Genomic DNA, 21,070 nt, shown 5'->3' on the forward strand with positions numbered 1-21,070 from the left:
CGGGGTCGCGCGACGGGTCCGGCCGCACCGGGGTTCCCCCGGCTGTGGCCGGGCCAGCCGCAAGGACGCTCCTCGCATGTGTCGATTGGCGCAAGCCCCGAAGAGCGCAGACCACGCGGAAGAGCACAGATCACGCGGTCGACGGCTTCTCGCCGGTCAACCCCCGGACGGGCCGACTCCGCGTGCGGAACCGGCCCCTCCGGTCGTGGTGTGACTCACCGGAGCGCCTGGGAGATCGGTGTCTGCCCGTCGTAGAAGTTCACGGTCTGCCGGATGGCGGCGTCAGCGGTGATGACGTGGGTGATCACCTCGGCGACGTTGTCCCGGGAGGTGTGGCCCTCCTCGCCCGGTGGCCGGCCGTCGATCGTGCCGTCGGCGTCCGCGAGCCGGATCCTCCCCGTCGCCGGTTCGAGGGTGAGCATCCCGGGACCGAGGATCGTGTAGTCCAGTCCGGTCTCCCTCAGGTGTGCGTCGGCGTCGTGCTTGGCCTTGGCATAGGCGTAGAAGGAGTTGTCCGGGTCGATCCGGTCGACGTCGACCGCGGCGCCCGCGTAGGACACGGTGACGAAGCGCCTGACGCCCGCCGCCTGGGCGGCCGCCATCGCGCGCACGGCCGCCTCGTAGTCGACCTGGTTGGTGCGCGCCGGACTGCCGCCGCCCGCGCCGGCGGCGAACACCACGGCCTGTGCGCCGTCGAAGGCTCGCGTGAGGGCTTCAACGTCCGCCTGCTCGATGTCGAGCACGACGGGATCGCCTCCCACGGCTTCGACGTCGGTGCTTTGGCCGGGGTCGCGGATGAGCGAGTCGACCCGGTAGCCCGCGTTGGTGAGCTTGGGTGCGGTGAGCAGGGCGACCTTGCCGTGGCCGCCGAGGATGACCACGCGCTTGGTGTCGGACATGAGCGCCTCCTTCTGTACCGGCTTCGAGGTCGAGTGGGTCCTGTCGGCCGGACCGTCTCGACCGGTGGTTCCCGGTGCCACAACGTATCCGCTCTCCGGTTCTCCCCACCTGGAGCACTCTGGAGCAGGGCGAAGTGGTCCTCAAGTTTTACGGGCCGACCGTCCGGCGACGCGGACGTAAGGGGAACTGCCCCGGTTCCAGCCGTGCCGCACGGGTTCCGGAGAAGGGCCGGGACCCGCCGGTCCGTCCGGGCCCGGTGGTCACCGTGACCAGGGAGCGTCTCGTCCGCGGGGCTCCGGGTGACGGAGCCCGGATCAGGCGGGGATGACCCGCTCGCGGCGCAGGGTCTCGAACAGATCGGTGAAGCACGTGAGAGTGTCGGCGTAGTCGGTGAATCCTGCGCGGCGACTGCGGCTCATGTCGGTGAAGCACTCCAGGGGACGGTTGAGGTCGCTGTCGGTGTGCCACCAGGACGCCACCCGTGCGAGGTCGGTCTCCACCAGGCCCTCACGTTCGGCCAACATGCGCCATGCGTCTGCCTTCCCGGCCATCTGTTCCTCCAACGGGCGCGGGCGGTCGGCGTAGCCCTGGGGCTCGACGCCGAGCCGCTCCGCGATCCGGGGCCACATCCAGCGCCAGCGGAAGACGTCTCCGTTGGCGGTGTTGTAGGCCTGGCTGGGCAGACCGTCGGCGGTGGCGGCCCAGATCATCTGACGGGCCAGGAGACCGGCATCGGTCATGTCCGTGACTCCGTTCCACTGCACCTCGTTGCCGGGGAAGACGAAGGGCAGGCCTTCGGCGCGGCACAGGGCGGCCTGGGCGGCCAGCGTCTGCCCGAGGTTCATGGCGTTGCCCAGGGCGTGGCCGATGATGGTGTGCGAGCGGTGGACACTCCAGGCGAACCGGTCCCGCGCGGCCGCCCGCCACAGCTCGTCCTCCTGGGCGTAGTAGAAGTTCGGGGTGTCCAGGCGGGGCTCGTCCTCATGGAAAGGGGTGTCCCGCGTCGCTCCGGTGCCGTAGGCCTCGAAGGGGCCCAGGTAGTGCTTGAGGCCGGTGACCAGCGCCACGTGCCACAGCTGCCCGGAAGGGCCCACCACGTCCATGACGTTGCGGACGATGGCGGAGTTGACGGCGATGTTCTCGGCCTCGGTCGCCTGGCGACTCCACGCCGTGAAGAAGACGTGCGTGGGTCGCGACCCGGCCAGGGCCGCTCGGACGGATTCGGGATCGGTCAGATCGGCGCGCAGGACTTCGACCCCGTCTCGGGGTGCGGTGGCCCGGCGGGAGAGGCTGGCGGTGCGCCACCCCCGCGTGGCCAGTTCCCGGCACAGGGCCCGGCCGGCGATCCCGGTTCCGCCCACGACCAGAGCGCGCCGTTCAGGTCGGCTGGCTGTGTTCATGTGTCCTTACTCTCCTCTGGAAGTCCGTTCCTGACCACCCGCAGGGCCGGGGGACGGCGCAGGGGCTTTGCCGTGTGGGGCACGCCGGTCCGTCACGGCCCGGGCGGCCCCGTCGTGACGCACGCCCGGTCGGGACCGATGGTGGGTGAGTGCGCACCGGGCCGGGTGCGGTTGGTGCGTTGTGCGACGACCGGAGTCAGTTCCGGGCTGCCGCGTGCCGCTGAGCCCAGGCCAGGTGCCACTGCTCCAGCGGCGTCTGGGGGCCGAAGTCCAGCCCGGGGACCGGCTCGGCACGCCCCTCGCGCAGGTCGGTCAGGTGGCGCTCGGCCTCCAGGGAGGGGTAGTCGGTGTAACCGTGCCCGTCGCCGCCGTAGAAGGTCGCCCGCTCGGCCTCGTTCAGCTCGGCGCCGACCTCCAGACGCCGGGGCAGGTCGGGGTTGGCGATGAAGGCACGGCCGAAGGCGACGGCGTCGGCGTTGCCCTCACCCACGGCGGCCATGGCCCGCTCCCGGTCGTAGCCACCGGCCGCGATCAGGCGCCCGGGATAGCGCTTGCGGACCCAGAGGCTGTCGATGCTGTCGGCGGGGCGCCGTGCCGAGTCGTCTCCGACGATGCCCGGCTCGACCAGGTGCAGATAAGCCGGGTCGCGCTCGGCGAGGGCGTCCAGGACGTGGGTGAACAGCGCCACCGGATCGGAGTCGGCCATGTCCTGGAAGGTGCTGCTCGGCGACAGGCGCACCCCGACCCGGTCCGCGCCGACCGCGTCGATCAGCGCGTCCAGGGCCTCCAGCAGGAGCCGGGCCCGGTTCTCGACGCTGCCGCCGTAGCGGTCCGTGCGGTGGTTGGAGCCGTCCTGGAGGAACTGGTCGATGAGGTAGCCGTTGGCGGCGTGCAGCTCCACGCCGTCGAACCCGGCCGCCCGCGCGTTGCGCGCCGCCCGGCCGTACTGGGCGACGATCGCGGGGATCTCCTCGGTCTCCAGCGCGCGGGGTCTCACGTGGGGGGTGCGGCCGTCGCGGGCGAAGGTGGAGCCGTTGATCGCGATGGCGGAGGGGCCGACCTGTTCCTTGCCGCCGGGTTGCAGACTCGGGTGCGAGGCGCGTCCGGTGTGCCACAGCTGCGCGACGATGGTCCCGCCGACCTCGTGGACCGCGTCGGTGACCGGCTTCCATCCCCGGACCTGTTCCTGGTTCCACAGGCCGGGGATGTCGGGGTTGCCGATGGCCTCGGGTGAGATGGCGGTGCCTTCGGAGACGATGAGCCCGGCCGAGGCGCGCTGGGCGTAGTAGAGCCCGGCCGAAGGACCAGGACGGCCGTCCGGCAGGGCCCTGCTACGGGTCAGCGGTGACATCACGACGCGGTTGGACAGTGCCAGCGCGCCGAACCGGGCGGGGTCGAACAATGCGGTGCGGTCGTGGTGCATGGCCTTCTCTCCGGGGCAGTGGTGAACATGCTGGTCAAACGGGGCGAGTCGCCCGATCCCCGAAGATAAACCTTGACGTTGACGTGAATGTCAAGCGTGGTGGGCACGAGTGCTCTCCGCTCCTGCTCCCACGCGTGGAGCAGCGGCCGAACAGGTGGCGCCCGGTACACTCTGACGTGTACGTGAGTGTCAACCTTTGGGCAGGGGGCGGAGGGCCGAGCAGTGAAGATCGGTGAGCTGGCGCGCCGTACCGGCGTGACCACCAGAACCCTGCGCTACTACGAGGAACAGGGTCTGCTGCACCCGCAGCGGGAGAGCAACGGCTACCGCTCCTACCCCGACTCCTCCGTGACGCGTGTGGAGCAGGTGCGCGACCTTCTGGCCGCGGGCCTGTCCACTCGCGTCATCCGGGTCGTCGTCCCCTGTTTCGAGGGTTCCGGGCCGGGGCTGCGGCCGCAGGTGGACAGTGAACTGGCCGCCAACCTGGCCCGCGAGGTCGAGCAGATGGACGCCCGTATCGACGCCCTGACCCGCAACCGCGACGCCGTGCGCCGTTTCCTGCGCGAGGCCACCCCCGTGGAGGTCGACCAGGACTCCGCGTTCGCCTGACCCCGGTGGGCGCTCTCCGGCCCAGGGTCTGCGTGCCGCGCCGCCGTACTGGGCGAACTCCTTGGGCTCCTCCGGGTCGGCGGACGCCGCAGCGGAGCGGAGACCACGCCGGGCCATGGCTGGCAGCCTGTCCTCCATGGAACCCGCCGCGACGACGATCACCGACTACGATCCGCGCTGGCCCGGCATGGCCTCCGCCGCCATCACGGAACTGCGCGACGCGGCTCCCGGGCTGTTCACGGAGATCGAGCACATCGGGTCCACGTCCGTCCCGGGGCTCGCGGCCAAACCCGTCATCGACCTGATGGCGGCCACCGGTTCCCTGCGGGAGGTCCGCGACCACGAGCCCGGCCTGGCCCGTCTCGGCTTCACCCCGCACACGAACGGGATGAACGACCGGCTGCTCTACGTGCGCGTACCCGACGGGGTGCGCACGCACATCCTGCACGTGGTCACCCGGGCGAGCTGGCCGACTCGCAACCAGAGGATTCTGCGCGACTACCTGCGCTCCCACCCGCGGGAGGCGGCCCGCTACGCGCAACTGAAGCGAAGGCTCGCGGCCACCACCGCTTCCCCGCGCGATTACACCGCGGCGAAGACCGAGTTCGTCCAGGAAGTGACCGACCGCGCGCGAAGGGAACTCGGTCTACCGACCACACCCGTGTGGGAGAAGTGACGCCGGTGATCCGCGCCCCTCGCCCGGGGCAGGGAGCCCCTGCCCCACACGGGCGGGGGCCGTCACCGCACCAGGAGGCCGACGCCCCGACCCGGCGATGCGGACGGCGCGAGCACCGTGTGCCCGTGGGCGCGGAAGCACCACGCCCCCGTGGGCGACGGAGCGCGGAACTGTCGCAGGCCTGGGCCATAATCCCGGCGTCCGCCCACCACCGTGGGGGCGAGGCGAGAGCCCGTCCCGAGGAGAGCCCCATGACGTCACCGACACCCCGCCCACGCCACGGAACCCGCCGGTGAGCGGCCGTGCGGACCTGTGGCCGCTGATCCACCGGGAGCGGGCGGCGCTGGCCGACGACCTGTCGGGACTGACCGGGGAACGGTGGGCGACGCCGTCGCTGTGCGCGGGACTGACCGTGCGCGAGGTGCTCGCGCACCTGACGTCGTCGGCGAGCCTCAACGGCCTGCGATGGCTGGCCGGGGTCGTCCGCTGCCGGTTCGACTTCGACGCCCAGGTCGCGATGCGCCTGGCGGAGCAGATGGGGGACTCCGGAGCCGACACCCTCGCGCGCTTCCGGGGAATCGTGGACAGCACGACCTCACCGCCCCTGCCCAAGCCCGCCGTCCTGGGTGAGGTGATCGTGCACGGCGAGGACATCAGGCGGCCCCTGGGCATCGTCAGCGCACGTCCGATCGCCACGCTGACCCTCGTGGCGGACTACTACCGGGGCTCGGACCAGGTCGTCGTCGCCAGGAGCCGGATCCGGGGGTTGAGGCTTCAGGCCACCGACGGTCCGTTCGCCTCCGGCGCCGGACCCCTCGTCCGCGGGAGCACGCTCGCCCTGATCATGGCGATGACCGGCCGTTCCGCACACCTGGACGAGCTCACCGGCGACGGTGTGGAGATCCTGCGCGAACGCGCGGAGGGCTGACCCGCAGCCGTGGAACGGGGGACCGCTCCGCAACACGCGCTCCGACTCAACATGCAAGTTTTTACTTGCCTATCATGGTGGTCGTGGCAGACGACCTCTTCAAGGCCCTGGCCGACCCGACTCGTCGTACCATCCTCGACGAACTCACGGAGAAGTCCGGCCAGACACTGTTCGAGATCTGCTCGCGGTTGGCCATGAAGCACCAGCTCGGCATCTCGCGCCAGGCGGTCTCCCAGCACCTCGCCGTGCTGGAGGCCGCCGGGCTCGTCGAGACCAGGCGCGAGGGCCGCTACAAGTTCCACGACCTCAACACGGCCCCGCTGCGGCGGATCGCCGAGCGATGGCTTGCGCCAGACACGTCCGGACCGGAGGAGAGCAACCCGTGAAGATCCACCTGAACAGCATCTTCGTCAACGACCAGGCCGAGGCCGAGCACTTCTACACCGAGATCCTCGGCTTCGTGAAGAAGCATGACGTCCCGGTGGGGGAGAAGGACCGGTGGCTGACCGTCGTCTCGCCCGACGAGCCCGAGGGCACCGAGCTCCTCCTGGAGCCCTCCGGCCACCCGGCCGTCGGCGCCTACCGCGACGCCTTGGTCAAGGACGGCATCCCGCTCGCCCAGTTCGCCGTCGCCGACGTGCGGGCGGAGCACGAGCGCCTGCGGGGCCTCGGCGTCCGCTTCACCCAGGAACCCCTGGAGACGGGCCCGGTCACCACCGCCGTCTTCGACGACACCTGCGGCAACCTGATCCAGATCGCGACCGAGCCGCAGTAGGCACTCACCCGGGTGCGGGGCCCGGCCGCCCCGGCGGCCGGACTCCGCCCGGGCGCACGGGCGGCGCGCCGGTCCGGGCTGCTCGGGCCAGACCTGGCCCCGCCCGCGCCCGGTCGCGCGGTGGACGGCCGACTACCGCGTCGTTGACCATGTCCGGGCTGCGCCCGCGCCCGGACGCACGCACGCGTACGGGCGGCCGTGGCCGCCGCGCCCGGGCGGATTCACCCCCTGGCGGCACGGGTAGGGGACCGGCGCACAACCGCTACTTCGTCCCGGGGGACACTCATGCCACACCTGACCGAACTGCACGGAACCGCGATGGGGGAGTTCGACCGCCGGGTCCGCGAGGTCAAGCTGACGGACTGGGCTCTGCCCACGCCGTGCGCCGACTGGGACGTGCACGACCTGGTCAACCACCTGACCACCGAGCAGCTGTGGGCGCCGCTCCTGCTGGACGGCGCCCGGGTCGAGGAGGTCGGCGACCGCCTCGACGGCGACAACCTGGGCGAGGAGCCCATCACCACCTGGGAGGTCGCCGCCCGCGAGGCCCGCACCGCCTGGCTGGCGCCGTCCTCCCTGGAGAGCACGGTGCACCTGTCCTTCGGCGACGCGCCCGCCGAGCTCTACCTGTGGCAGATGACCTTCGACCTGACGGTGCACGCCTGGGACCTGGCGCGCGCCCTGGGCGCCGACGAACGCCTCGACCCCGACCTGGTCAAGGAGGTCCACGCCTGGCTGAGCGACCAGGACCTGGGCCCGGGGCCGATGTTCGGCGCCCCGGTCGAGGTCGGGCCCGACGCGAGCCCCCAGGACCGCCTGATCGCCCGCACCGGCAGGACCCCCTGACCGACCGCGCGGCCCCGGCCGGGTCCCGCACCCGACCGGGGCCGGTCCCGTGCCCGGCCACCCCCCGCACGCGCACACAACCCCGCACCGGCTGCGCGGCCTGACCGCCGCCGGGGTCGGCGGGCCCGCCCCCCGCCCCTGCGGGCGGGCGGGCGCCGGACCCACCGCGACCACGGCCCGGGTGACCACACGCGGGTGTTTAGCCCTCCCCTTGCGGGTTACGCGCCAGAGTGGCGGCTCCCCGGACTCCCGCATCCCGGCCCCGCGCGCCGTGTCGGCTTCCGGGAGCCCCACGACTGGCACAGACTGTGACGAGTCCCTGGCGCGGTGCGCCGGGCGGGCCGCGTGGACGGCGGCGCGCAGGACACCGACCCACACACGAGGAAGGGCACTGCCGGTGGAGGCCACGATCACACTGCACGTCGACGGGGAGAAACGCGAGCTGACCGTCGACAGACGCACCACCCTGCTGGACGCGCTACGCGACCGGCTGGGCGTCACCTCGCCCAAGAAGGGCTGCGACCACGGCCAGTGCGGGTCCTGCACGGTCCTGCTGGAGGGCCGCCGCGTCGTGTCCTGCCTGACCTTCGCGGTCGCGCACGACGGCGCCAGCGTCACCACCGCCGCCGGACTCGCCGGGGAGGGACAGCTGCACCCCGTCGCCCGCGCCTTCGTCGAGAACGACGGCTTCCAGTGCGGCTACTGCACGCCCGGTCAGGTCTGCTCGGCCGTGGGCATGCTGGAGGAGGCCGCCGCCGACTGGCCCAGCCACGTCACCGAGGACCTCCAGGCGCCGGTCGACCTCGACGACGACGAGATCCGCGAGCGCATGAGCGGCAACCTGTGCCGCTGCGGCGCCTACGTCAACATCGTCGCCGCGATCCGGGAGGCCGCGCAGTGAAACCCTTCCACTACACCCGCCCCGCCGGGGCCGACGAGGCCGTCACCGCGGTCGCGGGCGACCCCGGGGCCTCCTACATCGGCGGGGGCACCAACCTGGTCGACCACATGAAGCTCGGCATCGCCGAGCCCACCTCCCTCGTGGACGTGCGCGACCTGCTCAGCCACCGGATCGAGGAACTGCCCGACGGCGGACTGCGCGTGGGCGCCGCCGTGCCCAACAGCGACCTGGCCGCCCACCCCGGCGTTCGCCGCGACTACCCCGTGCTCTCCCAGGCCCTGCTGGCGGGCGCCTCCGGCCAGCTCCGCAACGCCGCCACCACGGGCGGCAACCTCCTCCAGCGCACCCGGTGCGTGTACTTCCAGAACACCGCCATGCCCTGCAACAAGCGCGAACCCGGCACGGGCTGCTCGGCGATCGAGGGCTACGGCCGCTACAACGCCGTCCTGGGCGCCTCCGAGCACTGCGTGGCCACCCACCCCTCCGACATGGCGGTCGCCCTGACCGCCCTGGGCGCCCGGGTCCACGTGCTGGGACCCGCCGGGGAGCGCACCGTGGACATGCCCGGCCTGCACCGCCTACCGGGGGACGAACCCCAGCGCGACACCGTCCTGGAACACGGCGACCTCATCACCGCCGTCGACCTGCCCCGCCTGCCCCTGGCCGCCCGCTCCGCCTACCGCAAGGTGCGCGACCGCGCCTCCTACGCCTTCGCCCTGGTGTCGGTGGCCGCGGCGCTGCGCGTGGTGGACGGCACCGTCGAGGACGTGCGCGTGGCCTTCGGCGGCCTGGCGCACGCGCCCTGGCGGGCCGGCCGCGCCGAGGAGGCGCTGCGCGGGGGACCGGCCACCGAGGAGGCCTTCCGCGAGGCCGCCCGCGCCGAACTCGCCGACGCCGCCACCGGCCCGGACAACGCCTTCAAGGTCCCCATGGCCGTCAACACCCTGACCGCGACCCTGCGCGGCCTGACCGCAGAGGAGGAGGCACGATGACCGGGACGCTGGACGCGCGGGCCATGGGCCGCCCGCTGACCCGTCTGGAGGGCGCCGACAAGGTCACCGGTCGGGCGCCCTACGCCTACGAGCACCCGCTCACCGACCCCCTGTACCTGCACCCGGTGCTGTCCACCGTCGCACGCGGGCGCGTCACCGCGGTCGACGCCTCCGCCGCCGAGGCGCTGTCCGGGGTGCGCGCCGTCCTGACCCCGGACAACGCCGAACGCCTCGCCGACACCGAGGACCGCGAGTTCGCGGTGCTCCAGTCCCACGAGGTGTCCTTCCACGGCCAGTTCGTCGCCGCGGTCGTGGCCGACACCCCCGAGACCGCCCGCCAGGCGGCCGGACTCGTGAAGGTGGACTACGAGCGCTCCGCGCACGACGTGGTGCTCACCGCCGACCACCGCGGCCTCTACCGGCCCGTGGGCGAGGACGACGGGGGCCCCGCCTCCGACACCGAGCAGGGCGACCCCGACGCGGCCCTGGCCGCCGCCGAAATCGTGGTCGACCAGACCTACAGCACGCCCACCGAGCACAACAACCCCATGGAGCCGCACACCACCACGGCCCTGTGGGAGGAGGACACCGGCCACCTCACCCTCTACGACTCCACCCAGGGCGTGCACGTGGTCCGCGCCTCCGTGGCCGGGGTGTTCGGGCTCGACCCCGAACGTGTCCGGGTGGTCGCGCCCCACGTGGGCGGCGGCTTCGGCTCCAAGGGCGAGGCGCACGCGCACGACGTCCTGGCCGCGATGGCCGCCCGCGCCCTGCCCGGGCGGCCGGTCAAGTTCGCGCTGACCCGCCAGCAGATGTTCTGCCTGGTGGGCTACCGCACGCCTACCATCCAGCGCCTGCGCCTGGGCGCCGACCGCGACGGGCGCCTGTCCGCGGTCGTCCACGACTCCGTGGAGCAGACCGCCAGGATCAAGGAGTTCACCGAGAACAGCGCGATGTGCTCGCGGTGGATGTACGCCGCGCCCAACCGCCGCACCACCCACCGGATCGCGCCCCTGGACGTGCCGGTCAACTTCTGGATGCGCGCCCCCGGCGAGGCGCCGGGCATGTACGCCGCCGAGGCCGCCATGGACGAACTCGCCCAGGCCTGCGGCGTCGACCCGATCGAGCTGCGCGTGCGCAACGAACCCGGGACCGACCCCCAGAGCGGCTCCCCGTGGTCGGACCGGCGCCTGGTGCGGTGCCTGCGCGAGGGCGCCGAGCGCTTCGGCTGGCACGGACGCGACCCCCGCCCCGGCGTCCGCCGGGAGGGGGACTGGCTGGTGGGCACCGGCGTGGCCTCGGCGAGCTACCCGCACCTGTTCAACCCCGGCTCGGTGGCCCGCGTCCGCTACGGCCGGGACGGCCGTTACGAGGTCTCCATCGGCGCGGTGGACATCGGCACCGGGGCCTGGACCGCGCTCACCCAGATCGCCGCCGACGCGCTGGGCCTGCCCGCCTCCGACATCCGGCTGCGCATCGGCGACACCGCCTTCCCGTCGGCCTCGGTCGCGGGCGGCTCCAGCGGAACCAGCTCCTGGGGGACGGCCATCGTGACCGCCGCCCGCGCCTTCCGCGACCGGCACGGGGACTCCCCGGCCCCGGGCGCGGAGGCCGAGGGCAGCGGGGCGGAGGACACCGTGGACGAGTCGTACTCGGTCTACTCCTTCGGGGCGCACTTCGCCGAGGCGCGGGTGAACGCGGACACGGGCGAGGTCCGGGTGCCGCGCATGTACGGCCTGTTCTCCATCGGCCGGGTGGTCAACCCGCGCACGGCGCGCTCGCAGTTCCTCGGCGGGATGGTCATGGGCCTGTCGATGGCGCTGCACGAGGAGAGCTTCCGGGACCCGAGGTACGGCCACATCGCCAACGGCGACTTCGCCGAGTACCACGTCCCCACCAACGCCGACGTGGGCGACCTGCGGGCGGAGTGGCTGGACGAGGAGGACCCCCGCGCCACCCCCATGGGCTCGCGGGGCGCCGGTGAGATCGGCATCGTCGGCACCGCCGCGGCGGTGGCCAACGCCGTCCACCACGCCACGGGGATCAGGGTGCGCGACCTGCCGGTCACGGCGGACAAGCTCCTGCGCTGACGGCCGGTCGCGGTGCGCCCGCGCGGGCGCACCGCGACCGGGCACGCCCCGGCAGGGCCGCCAGGGGCGGGAGGCGCGGTTCACGGGAGGAGTCCGTCCGCGTCGTCCTCCTCCGGCTCGCGGACGCGGCGGGCGCGAGCCCTTCGCGCCTCGTCCGTGGCCAAGGCCCGCAGGGGAGCGACCGGGCCGAACGGGTACCCGGCGAGGCCGTCCGTGCCGGGCCCGCCGATCCCGACGACGGTGGCCGCGGCCCCTCGGCGCGGTGGGTGCCGACCGTCGGAGGGGCCAGCCGCAGGGCCCGCCCCCGGCGGGCGGGGAACGCTACGGGGGGAGCGGCCCCGTCCGGGGAGCGGGCAGCGGCGAGGGGCGCACACCGGTGTCCACGCCGGGCGACCACAGCACCGACACCGGTTCCGGGTCGTCCACGCGCACACCCGCCGCCCGGAGCAGGTCGCCCTCGTAGGCCCAGGAGTGCGCGCGGAACAGCGGCCAGCGCGGATGGTCCACCCCGATCCACCACGTGCGTCCCGCGCGTCGCGTGTGCAGGCCCCAGCGCGCGGTCACGAACCGCTCCAGCCGGGACTCGCGCTCCACCCGCTCGCCCACGGTCGCCCGCCACCGCCCCCGGGCCCCGCCCAGGGGAAGGCGGCGGCGCACCGCGCCCGCGCGCACGCCGTCGCCGCCCGCGTACAGGGACACGTCCGACCACATGTACGGCACGCCGACCAGGGCTCTGGCGGCCAGGACGTTGTGCGCGGAGTCGGCGTCCATGGACAGGAAGACCACGCCCCGGCGGCCGTACCCGTCCACCGAGTACAGGCGCACGTTGACCTCGCCGAACCCGCCCACGGGGATCCCGGCGGCCGTGGTGAAGGGCACGCGGAAGGCCACGAACCCGACGTAGGTGGTCCCGCCCAGCACGTCGGGCCGGGTGTGTTCGGGCAGCAGCGGCGCCACGCGTTCGGGAGGGACGGCCCAGTGCGCGAAGAGGACGTCGTACCAGCCCTGGTGGAACGGCGCGGGCCCCGGCAGGGGCGGCGGGTCCGGGTCCAGGGGCGGCAGCCGCCGCCGGTCCGCGCGCGCTGGCTTCTTCCGCACCGGACCTCCCGCTCCGCCGGGGCGCGGACCGCGCCCGTGTCGTGGCCGAGCCTACGCCTGTGCCATCCGCGCCGGGACGCGGCCCCGTCTGCGGACTGCGGTCCTTCGGTAGCCGTCGGAACCGAGGAGCCGAAACCGCGCCAGTGCGGCCGGAACCCGATCCCCTCGCGCCCGGGGCCGTTCCGCCCCCGCGAGGCGGCCCCTCACCGCGGGCACCCCCGAACACGGGTCCGCCCGCCCCGCGCGGAGCGGGACGGGCGGACGGCAGAGCCGGTTCCGGTCACTCCAGGGAGTCCTTGAGCTTGTCCACGAACCCCTCGCCCTTGGTGGCCTTGGACGGGCCCTTGACCGAGCCCTCACCGCTGGGGCCGCCGTCGGTCCCGTACAGCGCCGGGTCCGGGGGCGGAGCGGAGGCCGGGCCGCCGAGCGGCTGGGGCTGGTCGAGGTAGCGCAGCTCGTGGCGGCCGTCCGGGGCGGGCCGGTGCGACCAGCCGCCGTTGGCGGCCGCCGTGCCGTCCGACAGGCCCCAGATCGTGTTGGCGTGCTCCTGGTTCTCCTCGTCGAAGAGCGCGTCGGGCGCGATCTCGCCCTCCATGCCGTCCTCCTGGAGCTCCTCGATCGCGGCCAGCCACATGTTCTGGTGCACGGTGTCGCGGGCCAGGTTGAACTGGAGCATGGCCTTGACGCCGGGGTCGTCGGTCATGTTGTACAGGCGCGCGGTCTGGAGCCTGCCCTGGGCCTCGGCCGCGGCGTTGGCTCGGAAGTCGGCCAGCAGGTTGCCGCTGGCCACGATGTACTTGCCGTTCCAGGGGGTGCCGCCGGAGTCGGCCGGTACGGCGCCGCCACCGGCGACGATGGCCTGTTGCGGATTCATCCCGCCCACGACCGCGGCCACGGCCGGGTCCTTGACGGCCTTGGCCACCGTGGTGGCCGGAGCGCCCTCCAGCAGGCGCGCCACCATCGTGGCGAGCATCTCGACGTGGCCGATCTCCTCGGTGGCCACGTCCATGATCAGGTCCTTGTACTTGCCCTCGACGCGGCAGTTCCACCCCTGGAACAGGTACTGCATGGTGACGGTCATCTCGCCGTAGGCGCCGCCGATGAGCTCCTGGAGCTTGGCCGCGTAGAGCGCGTCGGGAGCCTCGGGCTTGGCCTCGAACTGAAGGTGTTTGGTGTGCCGGAACATGTCCACCTCGTCACTGGGGGATGTGGCCGTCGCACTGCGTGATTCCGGCTCCGGCTACCCGGGGCCTCCGGTCGCTAACGGTGGTTGGAGGGGATTTGGCCTTTCCGTGTAGCCGCGCCTGCCGTTCCCGGCCGCTCGGCCGATGCCCCTCCCGCCGGCGGCCCGCCCGTGTCCGCCCGGGTTTGTCGTGCAGGGAGGGGGTAGATGCGGTCCGGAAGCACAGCAGAAGGAAGAGGTGGACATGCTGGAGGCGTTATCTCCCCCCTGGTCCCTGGGGTGGAGCGTCGCGATCTTCGTCCTGGTGGCCGCGGTGACCGTGGTGGCCAGTGTTCGGATGACCTCCCTCGGCGACGTCCTGGCCGACCGCACCGGCTGGGGTGAGGCGGTCTTCGGCGCGGTCTTCTTCGGACTGGCCACGTCCCTGTCGGGGATCGTGATGACCGCGGTCAGCGCCGCCGGGGACCAGCCCGGGCTGGCCTACAGCAACGCGGTCGGGGGCATCGCCGCGCAGACGCTGGCTCTGGCGGTGGCCGACTTCTTCTACCGGCGCGCCAACCTGGAGCACGCCGCCGCCTCGTCGGCGAACCTGCTCTTCTGCTGCCTGCTCATCGGACTGCTGTCCGTGGTCGTGCTCACCGCCCTCGGCCCGGACGTGACGTTCCTGGGGGTGCACCCGGCCTCGCTCGGGATGATCGCCTTCTACATGGGCGGGCTCTGGCTGATCAGGCAGGAGAACGAGCAGCCCATGTGGCGGGCCGTGCGCACCCGGGAGACCGTGGTGGACGTCCCCGACGACGACGGCACCGACGAGGAGGACGGTACCGGCACGGGCGTGCTGTGGGCGCGCTTCCTCGTGGTGGGCGTCGTGGTGGCCGTGGGCGGGTGGGCGCTCGCCGAGGCGGCGGGCGTGATCGTGGAGTCCACCGGGCTCAGCGCCGGACTGGTCGGAGCGGTGGCCATGGGCGCGGTGAACGCCATCCCCGAGACGGTCGCGGCGGTCGCCGCGGTCCGGCGGGGCGCGATGACCCTGGCGGTGTCCGCCATCATCGGCGGCAACAGCCTGGACGCGCTCAACGTGGCGGTGGGTGACGCCTTCTACCGCGGGGGTTCGCTGTACCACGCGGCCACGGCCGACGAACTCTTCCTCACCGTCGGCGCGCTGCTGATGACCGTGGTCCTGCTCGCCGGGCTCATCATCCGCCAGGCGAAGGGGTGGGGCCGGATCGGCTTCGAGGGCGTGCTGCTGATCGTGCTCTACCTGGGGATCGTCAGCGTGCTCACGTTCTGACGCCGACCGCGCCCCCGGGGCGGGCCCCGGGCTTCGCTCCGAGCGGGACGCCCTCCGACGCCGGTGGCGCGGGGCGCCTTCTGAACGGTGTCGCTTCTGAACGGTGTCGCTTCTGAACGGGGCGGCTCCTGCGGCGCGGGCCCCGGGGTCCCCTTTCAGCCCACCCGGTGCAGTCGGACCCCGTCCAGGCGTCCGTCCTCGGCCGCCAGCGTCATGTACGTGTGGTGGGGCTGGCGCCGCCGGTCGGTGGGGGAGCCCGGGTTGAGCAGGCGCAGACCGGAAGGGGCCGTGGTGTCCCAGGGGATGTGGGAGTGCCCGAACACCAGCACGTCGCAGTCGGGGAAGCGCTCCTGGCAGCGCTTCTCGCGCCCGCGCGCGTCGCCGGTCTCGTGCACGACCGCGAAGCGCACCCCGCCGAGCGTTGCGCGGGCGACCTCGGGCAGCCGCGCGCGCAGGTCGGCGCCGTCGTTGTTGCCGTGGACGCCGACCAGGAGTGCGGCCCGCGCGTCGAGGCGTTCCACGCTGGCCAGGTCGCACCAGTCCCCGGCGTGGATCACCGCGTCGGCCCGGTCGACCTCGCGCCAGACCTGTTCGGGCAGGTCACGGGCGCGGCGCGGGATGTGGGTGTCGGACACGATCAGTACGCGCATGCGCGCAAGCGTAGGCGACGCGGGTGTCGGTCGCGTGCCTCCACGCGCGGGTCGGCTGGGGAGGAGGCCTCGCAGGGGCGTGGCGGGGACCGGTCACGTTCCGGTGCGCGGGTCGGCCGGTGAGGCTTCATCGCCGGAGCGCCGCGGGGGCCGGTCGTGCTCCGGCGCGCGGGTCGGGACCACGTGTCGCGGACCCGCGCGCGGGTCACTCGTCGGCGCCGAGGGAGTTGTACCCCTTGGCCCGCTCCTGGCCCGACAGTGCGTGGATGGAGTCCATGATCCGGTCGGTGATCTCCCGGCGCGCCTTGCCCGGGGCGAGGTGGTCGTAGCCGGTGGAGAAGTCCAGCGGTTCGCCGAAGCGGATGCTGTAGGGGTGCGGGCGCGGCATGGACGCACCGACCGGCTGCACGCCCTGGGTCCCCGCCACCGCCACCGGTACGACCGGGGCCTTGGACTCCATCGCCAGATGGGCCACGCCGGTGCGCCCCCGGTACAGGCGTCCGTCCCGCGAGCGGGTGCCCTCGGGGTAGATCACGCAGGCCTCGCCCTCGTTCAGGCGCTCCAGCATCATCTCCAGGGACAGCATGGCCCCGCGCGCGTCGCGGCGCTGCACCGGCATGGCGCCCAGGGAGGAGAACACGGTCTTGGTGACGCGCCCCTTGACGCCGGTCCCCTCGAAGTAGTCGGACTTGGCCAGGAACCGCACCCGGCGCTGGGTGACCGACAGCGGGATGATCACGCTGTCGATGAAGGACAGGTGGTTGCTGGCCAGCAGGACCGCTCCGTCGGCGGGGACGTTCTCACGGCCCTCGACGGTCGGACGGCACAGGGTACGGGCGAGTACCGATACCGTCTGCCGCAACGCACCGTAGAACACGTGTTCTCCCTCACCAATGGTCGGTTGACGGAGTCCAATGTAAGGCCGACCCGTGGGTAACAACGGGTCGGCCACGAGGAGAGTGTCCCAGGTCACCATGGTCGGAGGGTGGGCGGAACAGGCCCGTGACGTGCGGATTCCCCACGGGGTCAGGCGACGCGGCGCCACTCGGCGTTGGCCCCGCACACCACCAGACACGGCCGCTCGCCGGGGACGCGCCCCGCCAGCCAGGCGGCGAAGGGCACGGCCGCGGCCGGTTCGGTGGCGATGCGGAACTCCTCCCAGAGCCGGTCCTGGGCCCGCAGGATCTCGGCGTCGCTCACCAGGGCCCGGGTCACCGGGTGGGCGCTCAGCACCTCGAAGGGGACCCGTCCCAGGGTGGCCGCGCCCAGCGCGGAGGAGGCCACCGAGTCCACGGGAGTCTGCACGGGGTGCCCGGCGGCCATCGCGGCGTGCATGCTCGCGCAGCCCTCGGGTTCGGCGCCCACGACCTCGCGCCCCTCCGCGCCCAGGCGCACCCCGGCCGCCAGTCCGCCGCCGCCCACCGCGACGGCGATGGTGTCGCACTCGGGCGCGTCGGCGGCGATCTCCAGTCCGATCGTGCCCTGACCGGCCACGACGAGGGCGTCGTCGAAGGCGTGCAGGTAGCGCACCCCCTCGGCCTCGGCGCGGGTGCGGGCCGCCTCGGCGGCCACCGCGTAGTGCTCTCCCACCCTGACGATCTCGGCGCCGGTGGCGGCCAGCGGCGCCGCCTTGGCCTCGGGGATCGACTCGGGGACGTAGACCGTCGCGCGCACGCCCAGCAGGCGGGCGGCGGTGGCCACCCCCAGGCCGTGGTTGCCGCCGGAGGCGGTGATCACCCGGTCGGTGTCCTCCCCGCCCAGCAGGGCGTTGAGGGCGCCGCGCAGCTTGAACGCCCCGGTGAGCTGGAGGTGCTCCAGCTTGAGAGTCAGCGGACGCCCGTCCACCTCGGCGTGCATGACCGGGGTGCGGCGGGCGTAGGGGGCGATGCGTTCGGCGGCGGCACGGACGTCGGTGGCCGTGGGCGCGGCGTGCGCGGTCGTGGTGCTCATACAGCCCACTGTGCCCCTACCGGCCATTAACTTAAAGTTGGGTCTGCTAAAGATCGTTAAGCGAAACTTTGTACCTGACTTTGTGTGGAAGGAGGCTCGCCGTGCTGGACGCCAACCGGGTGCGGGTGCTCGTGGAGATCGCGCACGCGGGGTCGATCGCCGCGGCCGCCGAGCGCCTGTCCTTCACCCCGCCCGCCCTGTCCCAGCAGCTCACCAAGCTGGAGCGCGAGGTCGGCTGCACCCTGGTCGAACGCGGCCGCACCGGGGCCACCCTCACCGAGGCGGGCCGGGTCCTGCTCGAACACGGCGAGCGGGTGCTGGGGGAGCTGCGCGACGCCGAGGCCGCCGTGCGCGCCGTGGCGGGCGAGTCCCCCGACCGCCTGTCCCTGGGGGCCTTCGCCAGCGCGGGCAAGGTCCTGCTGCCCGCGACCCTGGCCGCCTTCGGGCGCCAGCACCCCCAGGTGCGGCTGTCGCTGTCCGACATCGAGCCCCCGGGCGGGTACGGCCTGGTCGCCTCCGGCGACCTGGACCTGCTCCTGACCCACCGCTACCCGGGCGTGCCCCTGCCGCGCGCCGGGGGCCTGCACCGCGAACGCGTTCTGGTGGACCCGCTGCTGGTGGTCGTGCCCGAGGGCCACGCCCTGGCCGACCGCGAGGTGGCGCTGGCCGACCTGGCGGGCGAGGAGTGGATCTGCGGGGCCCCGGGCATCTACAACCGGATCAGCCTGGACACCGCCGCCGCTGCCGCCGGGGTGCGCCTGAACGTGGCCTACGAGACCCGCGACTACGAGGTGGCCCTGGCCCTGGTCGAGGCCGGGGTGGGGGTGGCCCTGGTCCCGCTGAGCATCCTGCGCTCGGACCGCCGTGGCGGCTGCGTCAGCCGCCCGCTGCGCGGCACCCGCCTGGCCCGCGAGATCTACGCCGTCCACCGGCGCCGCCCGCCCGAGCCCGTCCCGGCGATGGTCGAACTCCTGCGCGGCGTCGCCTCCCGCGTGCTCGGCGGAGCCGGGAACGCGGGCGGGCCGGACACGGGCGGGGGAGCGGATGGACAGGGCCCCGGCGGTTCTCACAGCGGAGGGGAACCCGGCGGGCTGGGCGCGTTCCAGCGGTAGAGCAGCGCCAGCAGCCGCACGGTGAAGCACAGCACCGCCCCCACCACGGCGATCCAGCCCCAGGTCAGGCCCGCCCAGTACGCGACGGCGACCAGGCCCGCGCCCAGCAGGGCGGGGACGGCGTACAGGCGAGAGTTGGCGCTCAGCACCGTCGGCACCCGGTTCAGCAGGACGTCGCGGATCGTGCCGCCGCCCACCCCGGTGACGACGCCGAGCAGGGTGGCCTGGAGCGGACCGAAACCCAGCTCCAGGGCCTTGGTCGCCCCGATCACCGCGAACAGGCTCAGCCCGGCCGCGTCGAAGACGAGGATGGGCCGGTTCAGGTGGGTGAGCTGCCTGCTGAGGAAGAACGCGGCGGTCGCGCCCAGCAGCGCCGTGCAGATGTAACGCCAGTCCTGGAAGGTCGCGGGGGTCACGCCGAGCAGCAAGTCGCGGATGACGCCGCCGCCCAGGGCGGTCACCACGCCCAGGGCCAGGACGCCGACGATGTCCAGGCGCGCGGTGCGGATACCGGTCAGCGCACCGTCGACGGCGAAGGCGAGGATGCCGACGAGGTCCAGGACGAGGATCAGGGTCTGCGTGGACATGCGCGTGCGCCGGGGACGGCGGTTCCTTTCGGACAGGGCGGCGCCCAAAGGGCCGATCGGCCATTCCACCACGTCCGGGACGGGTGTGACGCGCGCGGGCGCTGTGACGCGCCGCACCGGGTCGTTCCGCCGCCCGGGGCGGCCCGGACCGCGGCGCGCACGGCCGTGACCAGGGCACCGTCCCCCCGGCCCGGACCGGGCCGCGCGAACCCGGAGAATGACGGCGTGTCGGGACTTCCCCGGAACACGGGCAGGCGACACCATCGGGGGTGACCGGGACCCTGGCGGAACGAGGACACATGCAACACATGGACGCGATCGTCATCGGAATGGGGCCGGGCGGTGAGACCGTCGCGGGCAGGCTGCTCGCCGCCGGCAAGCGCGTGGCGGTGGTCGAGCGCGAACTCATCGGCGGCGAGTGCGGCTACTGGGCCTGCATCCCCACCAAGGTGCTGCTGCGCCCGCCGGAGGTGCGCCAGGAGGCCGACGGCGCCGCCGGTGTCTCCCGCCCGGACCTGCGCTGGCCCGAGCTGCGCGACTACCGGGACCAGATGATCCGCCACCTGGACGACTCCGCGCAGGTCCAGGGGTACCGGGACCAGGGCGCCCTGGTCCTGCGCGGCGAGGGGCGCGTCATCGGCCGCGACCCGTGGCGGGTGGCGGTGGGCGACACCGAGGTCACCGCCGACCACGTCGTCGTGGCCACCGGCTCGGAGGCGGTGCGCCCGCCGATCGAGGGGCTGGACGACCTGGACCCCTCCGTGGTGTGGACCAACCGCGAGGCCACCACCCTCACCGACGTGCCCGGCCGGGCCGTCGTGGTCGGCGGCAGCGCCGTGGGGGTGGAGCTGGGCCAGTTCCTGGCCCGGATGGGCTCCCAGGTCACCCTGGTCCAGCGCGGCCCGCGCCTGGTGAACCGCGAGGAACCCCGCTTGTGCGAGCTGATCAGCGACCAGTTCGACCGCGACGGCGTCACCGTGCACCTGAACACCCAGGTCTCCGCGGTGTCCCGGGACGGCGACGGCATCCGCGCGACCCTGGACAACGGCGCACACGTGGAGGCGGACGTGGTCGTGCTCGCCACCGGCCGCCGCCCGCGCGGCGGCGGCCTGGGGCTGGAGGAGCTCGGGGTGGAGCTGGACCACTCCGGTCTGCGCGTGGACGAGCGCTGCCGCGCGGCGCCCGGGCTGTGGGGTGTCGGCGACGCCACCGGCCGGGCCCTGTTCACGCACGTGGCCAAGTACCAGGGGCGCGTGGTCGCCGACAACATCCTGGGCACCGACCGGGCCGCCGACTACACCGGCGTGCCGCGCGTGGTCTTCTCCTACCCCGAGATCGCCGGGGTGGGGCTGACCGAGGCCGAGGCGCGGGAACAGGGGATCGACACGGCCACCGCCGAGGCCGACCTGCCCCAGACCCTGGCCCGGCCCTGGACCTACGACACCGACCCGCGCGGCACCCTGGGCCTGGTCGCCGACCGCCGCCGGGGGGTGCTGGTGGGCGCGTGGGCGTTCTCCCCGATGGCCTCGGAGTGGATCCACACCGCGGCGCTGGCGATCCGCACCGGCCTGCCGGTCGCGGCGCTGCTCGACTCGATCCCGCAGTTCCCCACGTACAACGAGGCCTACCTCATCGCCCTGGAGAACCTGAAGATGTGAG

Annotated in this window: 21 protein-coding genes; 12 read left to right on the forward strand and 9 right to left on the reverse strand. The window is 73.5% G+C overall.

Annotated elements, in window-relative coordinates; translation table 11 throughout:
• Nucleotides 1-215 precede the first annotated feature (215 nt).
• The 3 genes from PV789_RS13410 to PV789_RS13420 form a co-directional block, all read right to left on the reverse strand.
• Nucleotides 216-899: an NAD(P)H-binding protein gene (locus PV789_RS13410; RefSeq protein ID WP_274977740.1), complete on the reverse strand. Its 684-nt coding sequence runs from the start codon at nt 897-899 to the stop codon at nt 216-218.
• Between the two features lie 315 nt (nt 900-1,214).
• The gene (locus tag PV789_RS13415) at nt 1,215-2,300 is read right to left on the reverse strand and encodes an SDR family oxidoreductase (RefSeq protein ID WP_274977741.1); all 1,086 of its coding nucleotides are present in this window, start codon (nt 2,298-2,300) and stop codon (nt 1,215-1,217) included.
• Between the two features lie 196 nt (nt 2,301-2,496).
• Complete coding sequence (locus PV789_RS13420) at nt 2,497-3,723, reverse strand: alkene reductase (RefSeq protein WP_274977742.1); 1,227 nt, start codon at nt 3,721-3,723, stop codon at nt 2,497-2,499.
• Between the two features lie 222 nt (nt 3,724-3,945).
• Between PV789_RS13420 and PV789_RS13425 the strand changes: the two genes are divergently transcribed.
• The 9 genes from PV789_RS13425 to PV789_RS13465 all read left to right on the forward strand — a co-directional run bounded on the left by PV789_RS13425 (nt 3,946) and on the right by PV789_RS13465 (nt 11,540).
• Nucleotides 3,946-4,332, forward strand: coding sequence for a MerR family transcriptional regulator (locus PV789_RS13425; RefSeq protein WP_274977743.1), 387 nt, complete (start codon nt 3,946-3,948; stop codon nt 4,330-4,332).
• 115 nt (nt 4,333-4,447) lie between these two features.
• On the forward strand, nt 4,448-5,008 hold the full coding sequence (locus PV789_RS13430; protein ID WP_274977744.1) for a GrpB family protein: 561 nt from the start codon (nt 4,448-4,450) through the stop codon (nt 5,006-5,008).
• A 292-nt stretch (nt 5,009-5,300) separates the two neighbouring features.
• A complete protein-coding gene (locus PV789_RS13435) occupies nt 5,301-5,936 on the forward strand; it encodes a maleylpyruvate isomerase family mycothiol-dependent enzyme (RefSeq protein ID WP_274977745.1) in 636 nt (211 codons plus the stop codon).
• A 74-nt stretch (nt 5,937-6,010) separates the two neighbouring features.
• Nucleotides 6,011-6,322 (forward strand): ArsR/SmtB family transcription factor, encoded by a 312-nt coding sequence (locus PV789_RS13440; protein ID WP_274977746.1) that lies wholly within the window; start codon nt 6,011-6,013, stop codon nt 6,320-6,322.
• Entirely contained in the window at nt 6,319-6,711 is a 393-nt protein-coding gene (locus PV789_RS13445) for a VOC family protein (protein WP_274977747.1), read from the forward strand. Before PV789_RS13440 ends, PV789_RS13445 begins: the two co-directional genes overlap by 4 nt.
• A gap of 285 nt (nt 6,712-6,996) precedes the next feature.
• Complete coding sequence (locus tag PV789_RS13450; protein ID WP_274977748.1) at nt 6,997-7,557, forward strand: TIGR03086 family metal-binding protein; 561 nt, start codon at nt 6,997-6,999, stop codon at nt 7,555-7,557.
• A gap of 397 nt (nt 7,558-7,954) precedes the next feature.
• Entirely contained in the window at nt 7,955-8,458 is a 504-nt protein-coding gene (locus tag PV789_RS13455) for a 2Fe-2S iron-sulfur cluster-binding protein (protein ID WP_274977749.1), read from the forward strand.
• Nucleotides 8,455-9,450 carry an FAD binding domain-containing protein gene (locus tag PV789_RS13460; protein WP_274977750.1) on the forward strand — a complete coding sequence of 332 codons (996 nt, stop codon included), beginning with the start codon at nt 8,455-8,457 and terminating at the stop codon, nt 9,448-9,450. The genes PV789_RS13455 and PV789_RS13460 overlap by 4 nt, the downstream gene beginning before the upstream one ends.
• The gene (locus PV789_RS13465; RefSeq protein ID WP_274977751.1) at nt 9,447-11,540 is read left to right on the forward strand and encodes a xanthine dehydrogenase family protein molybdopterin-binding subunit; all 2,094 of its coding nucleotides are present in this window, start codon (nt 9,447-9,449) and stop codon (nt 11,538-11,540) included. The genes PV789_RS13460 and PV789_RS13465 overlap by 4 nt, the downstream gene beginning before the upstream one ends.
• A gap of 321 nt (nt 11,541-11,861) precedes the next feature.
• On the opposite strand, the gene PV789_RS13470 is transcribed toward PV789_RS13465, so the two are convergent.
• Complete coding sequence (locus tag PV789_RS13470; protein ID WP_274977752.1) at nt 11,862-12,638, reverse strand: YqjF family protein; 777 nt, start codon at nt 12,636-12,638, stop codon at nt 11,862-11,864.
• 280 nt (nt 12,639-12,918) lie between these two features.
• Nucleotides 12,919-13,824 carry a manganese catalase gene (locus PV789_RS13475; protein WP_274977753.1) on the reverse strand — a complete coding sequence of 302 codons (906 nt, stop codon included), beginning with the start codon at nt 13,822-13,824 and terminating at the stop codon, nt 12,919-12,921.
• A gap of 241 nt (nt 13,825-14,065) precedes the next feature.
• Between PV789_RS13475 and PV789_RS13480 the strand changes: the two genes are divergently transcribed.
• Nucleotides 14,066-15,112 carry a sodium:calcium antiporter gene (locus PV789_RS13480; protein ID WP_274977754.1) on the forward strand — a complete coding sequence of 349 codons (1,047 nt, stop codon included), beginning with the start codon at nt 14,066-14,068 and terminating at the stop codon, nt 15,110-15,112.
• Between the two features lie 155 nt (nt 15,113-15,267).
• Here PV789_RS13480 and PV789_RS13485 read toward each other — a convergent pair whose 3' ends face one another.
• The 3 genes from PV789_RS13485 to PV789_RS13495 all read right to left on the reverse strand — a co-directional run bounded on the left by PV789_RS13485 (nt 15,268) and on the right by PV789_RS13495 (nt 17,712).
• On the reverse strand, nt 15,268-15,762 hold the full coding sequence (locus PV789_RS13485; RefSeq protein ID WP_274977755.1) for a metallophosphoesterase family protein: 495 nt from the start codon (nt 15,760-15,762) through the stop codon (nt 15,268-15,270).
• Between the two features lie 205 nt (nt 15,763-15,967).
• Nucleotides 15,968-16,639 carry a lysophospholipid acyltransferase family protein gene (locus PV789_RS13490; RefSeq protein WP_274977756.1) on the reverse strand — a complete coding sequence of 224 codons (672 nt, stop codon included), beginning with the start codon at nt 16,637-16,639 and terminating at the stop codon, nt 15,968-15,970.
• Nucleotides 16,640-16,788: 149 nt separating this feature from the next.
• A complete protein-coding gene (locus PV789_RS13495) occupies nt 16,789-17,712 on the reverse strand; it encodes a threonine/serine dehydratase (RefSeq protein ID WP_274977757.1) in 924 nt (307 codons plus the stop codon).
• A 101-nt stretch (nt 17,713-17,813) separates the two neighbouring features.
• Here PV789_RS13495 and PV789_RS13500 point away from each other — a divergent pair, with 101 nt between their 5' ends.
• A complete protein-coding gene (locus PV789_RS13500) occupies nt 17,814-18,824 on the forward strand; it encodes a LysR family transcriptional regulator (RefSeq protein WP_274977758.1) in 1,011 nt (336 codons plus the stop codon).
• On the opposite strand, the gene PV789_RS13505 is transcribed toward PV789_RS13500, so the two are convergent.
• The gene (locus PV789_RS13505; protein ID WP_248770255.1) at nt 18,779-19,411 is read right to left on the reverse strand and encodes a trimeric intracellular cation channel family protein; all 633 of its coding nucleotides are present in this window, start codon (nt 19,409-19,411) and stop codon (nt 18,779-18,781) included. The two genes, PV789_RS13500 and PV789_RS13505, sit on opposite strands and share 46 nt — an antisense overlap.
• Before the next feature lie 299 nt (nt 19,412-19,710).
• On the opposite strand from PV789_RS13505, the gene PV789_RS13510 reads away from it, so the two are divergent.
• A complete protein-coding gene (locus tag PV789_RS13510; protein WP_274977759.1) occupies nt 19,711-21,069 on the forward strand; it encodes a dihydrolipoyl dehydrogenase family protein in 1,359 nt (452 codons plus the stop codon).
• Nucleotide 21,070 lies beyond the last annotated feature (1 nt).

It is taken from the genome of Nocardiopsis camelliae (assembly GCF_028993595.1).
In the GTDB taxonomy this organism is placed as follows: domain Bacteria; phylum Actinomycetota; class Actinomycetes; order Streptosporangiales; family Streptosporangiaceae; genus Nocardiopsis; species Nocardiopsis dassonvillei.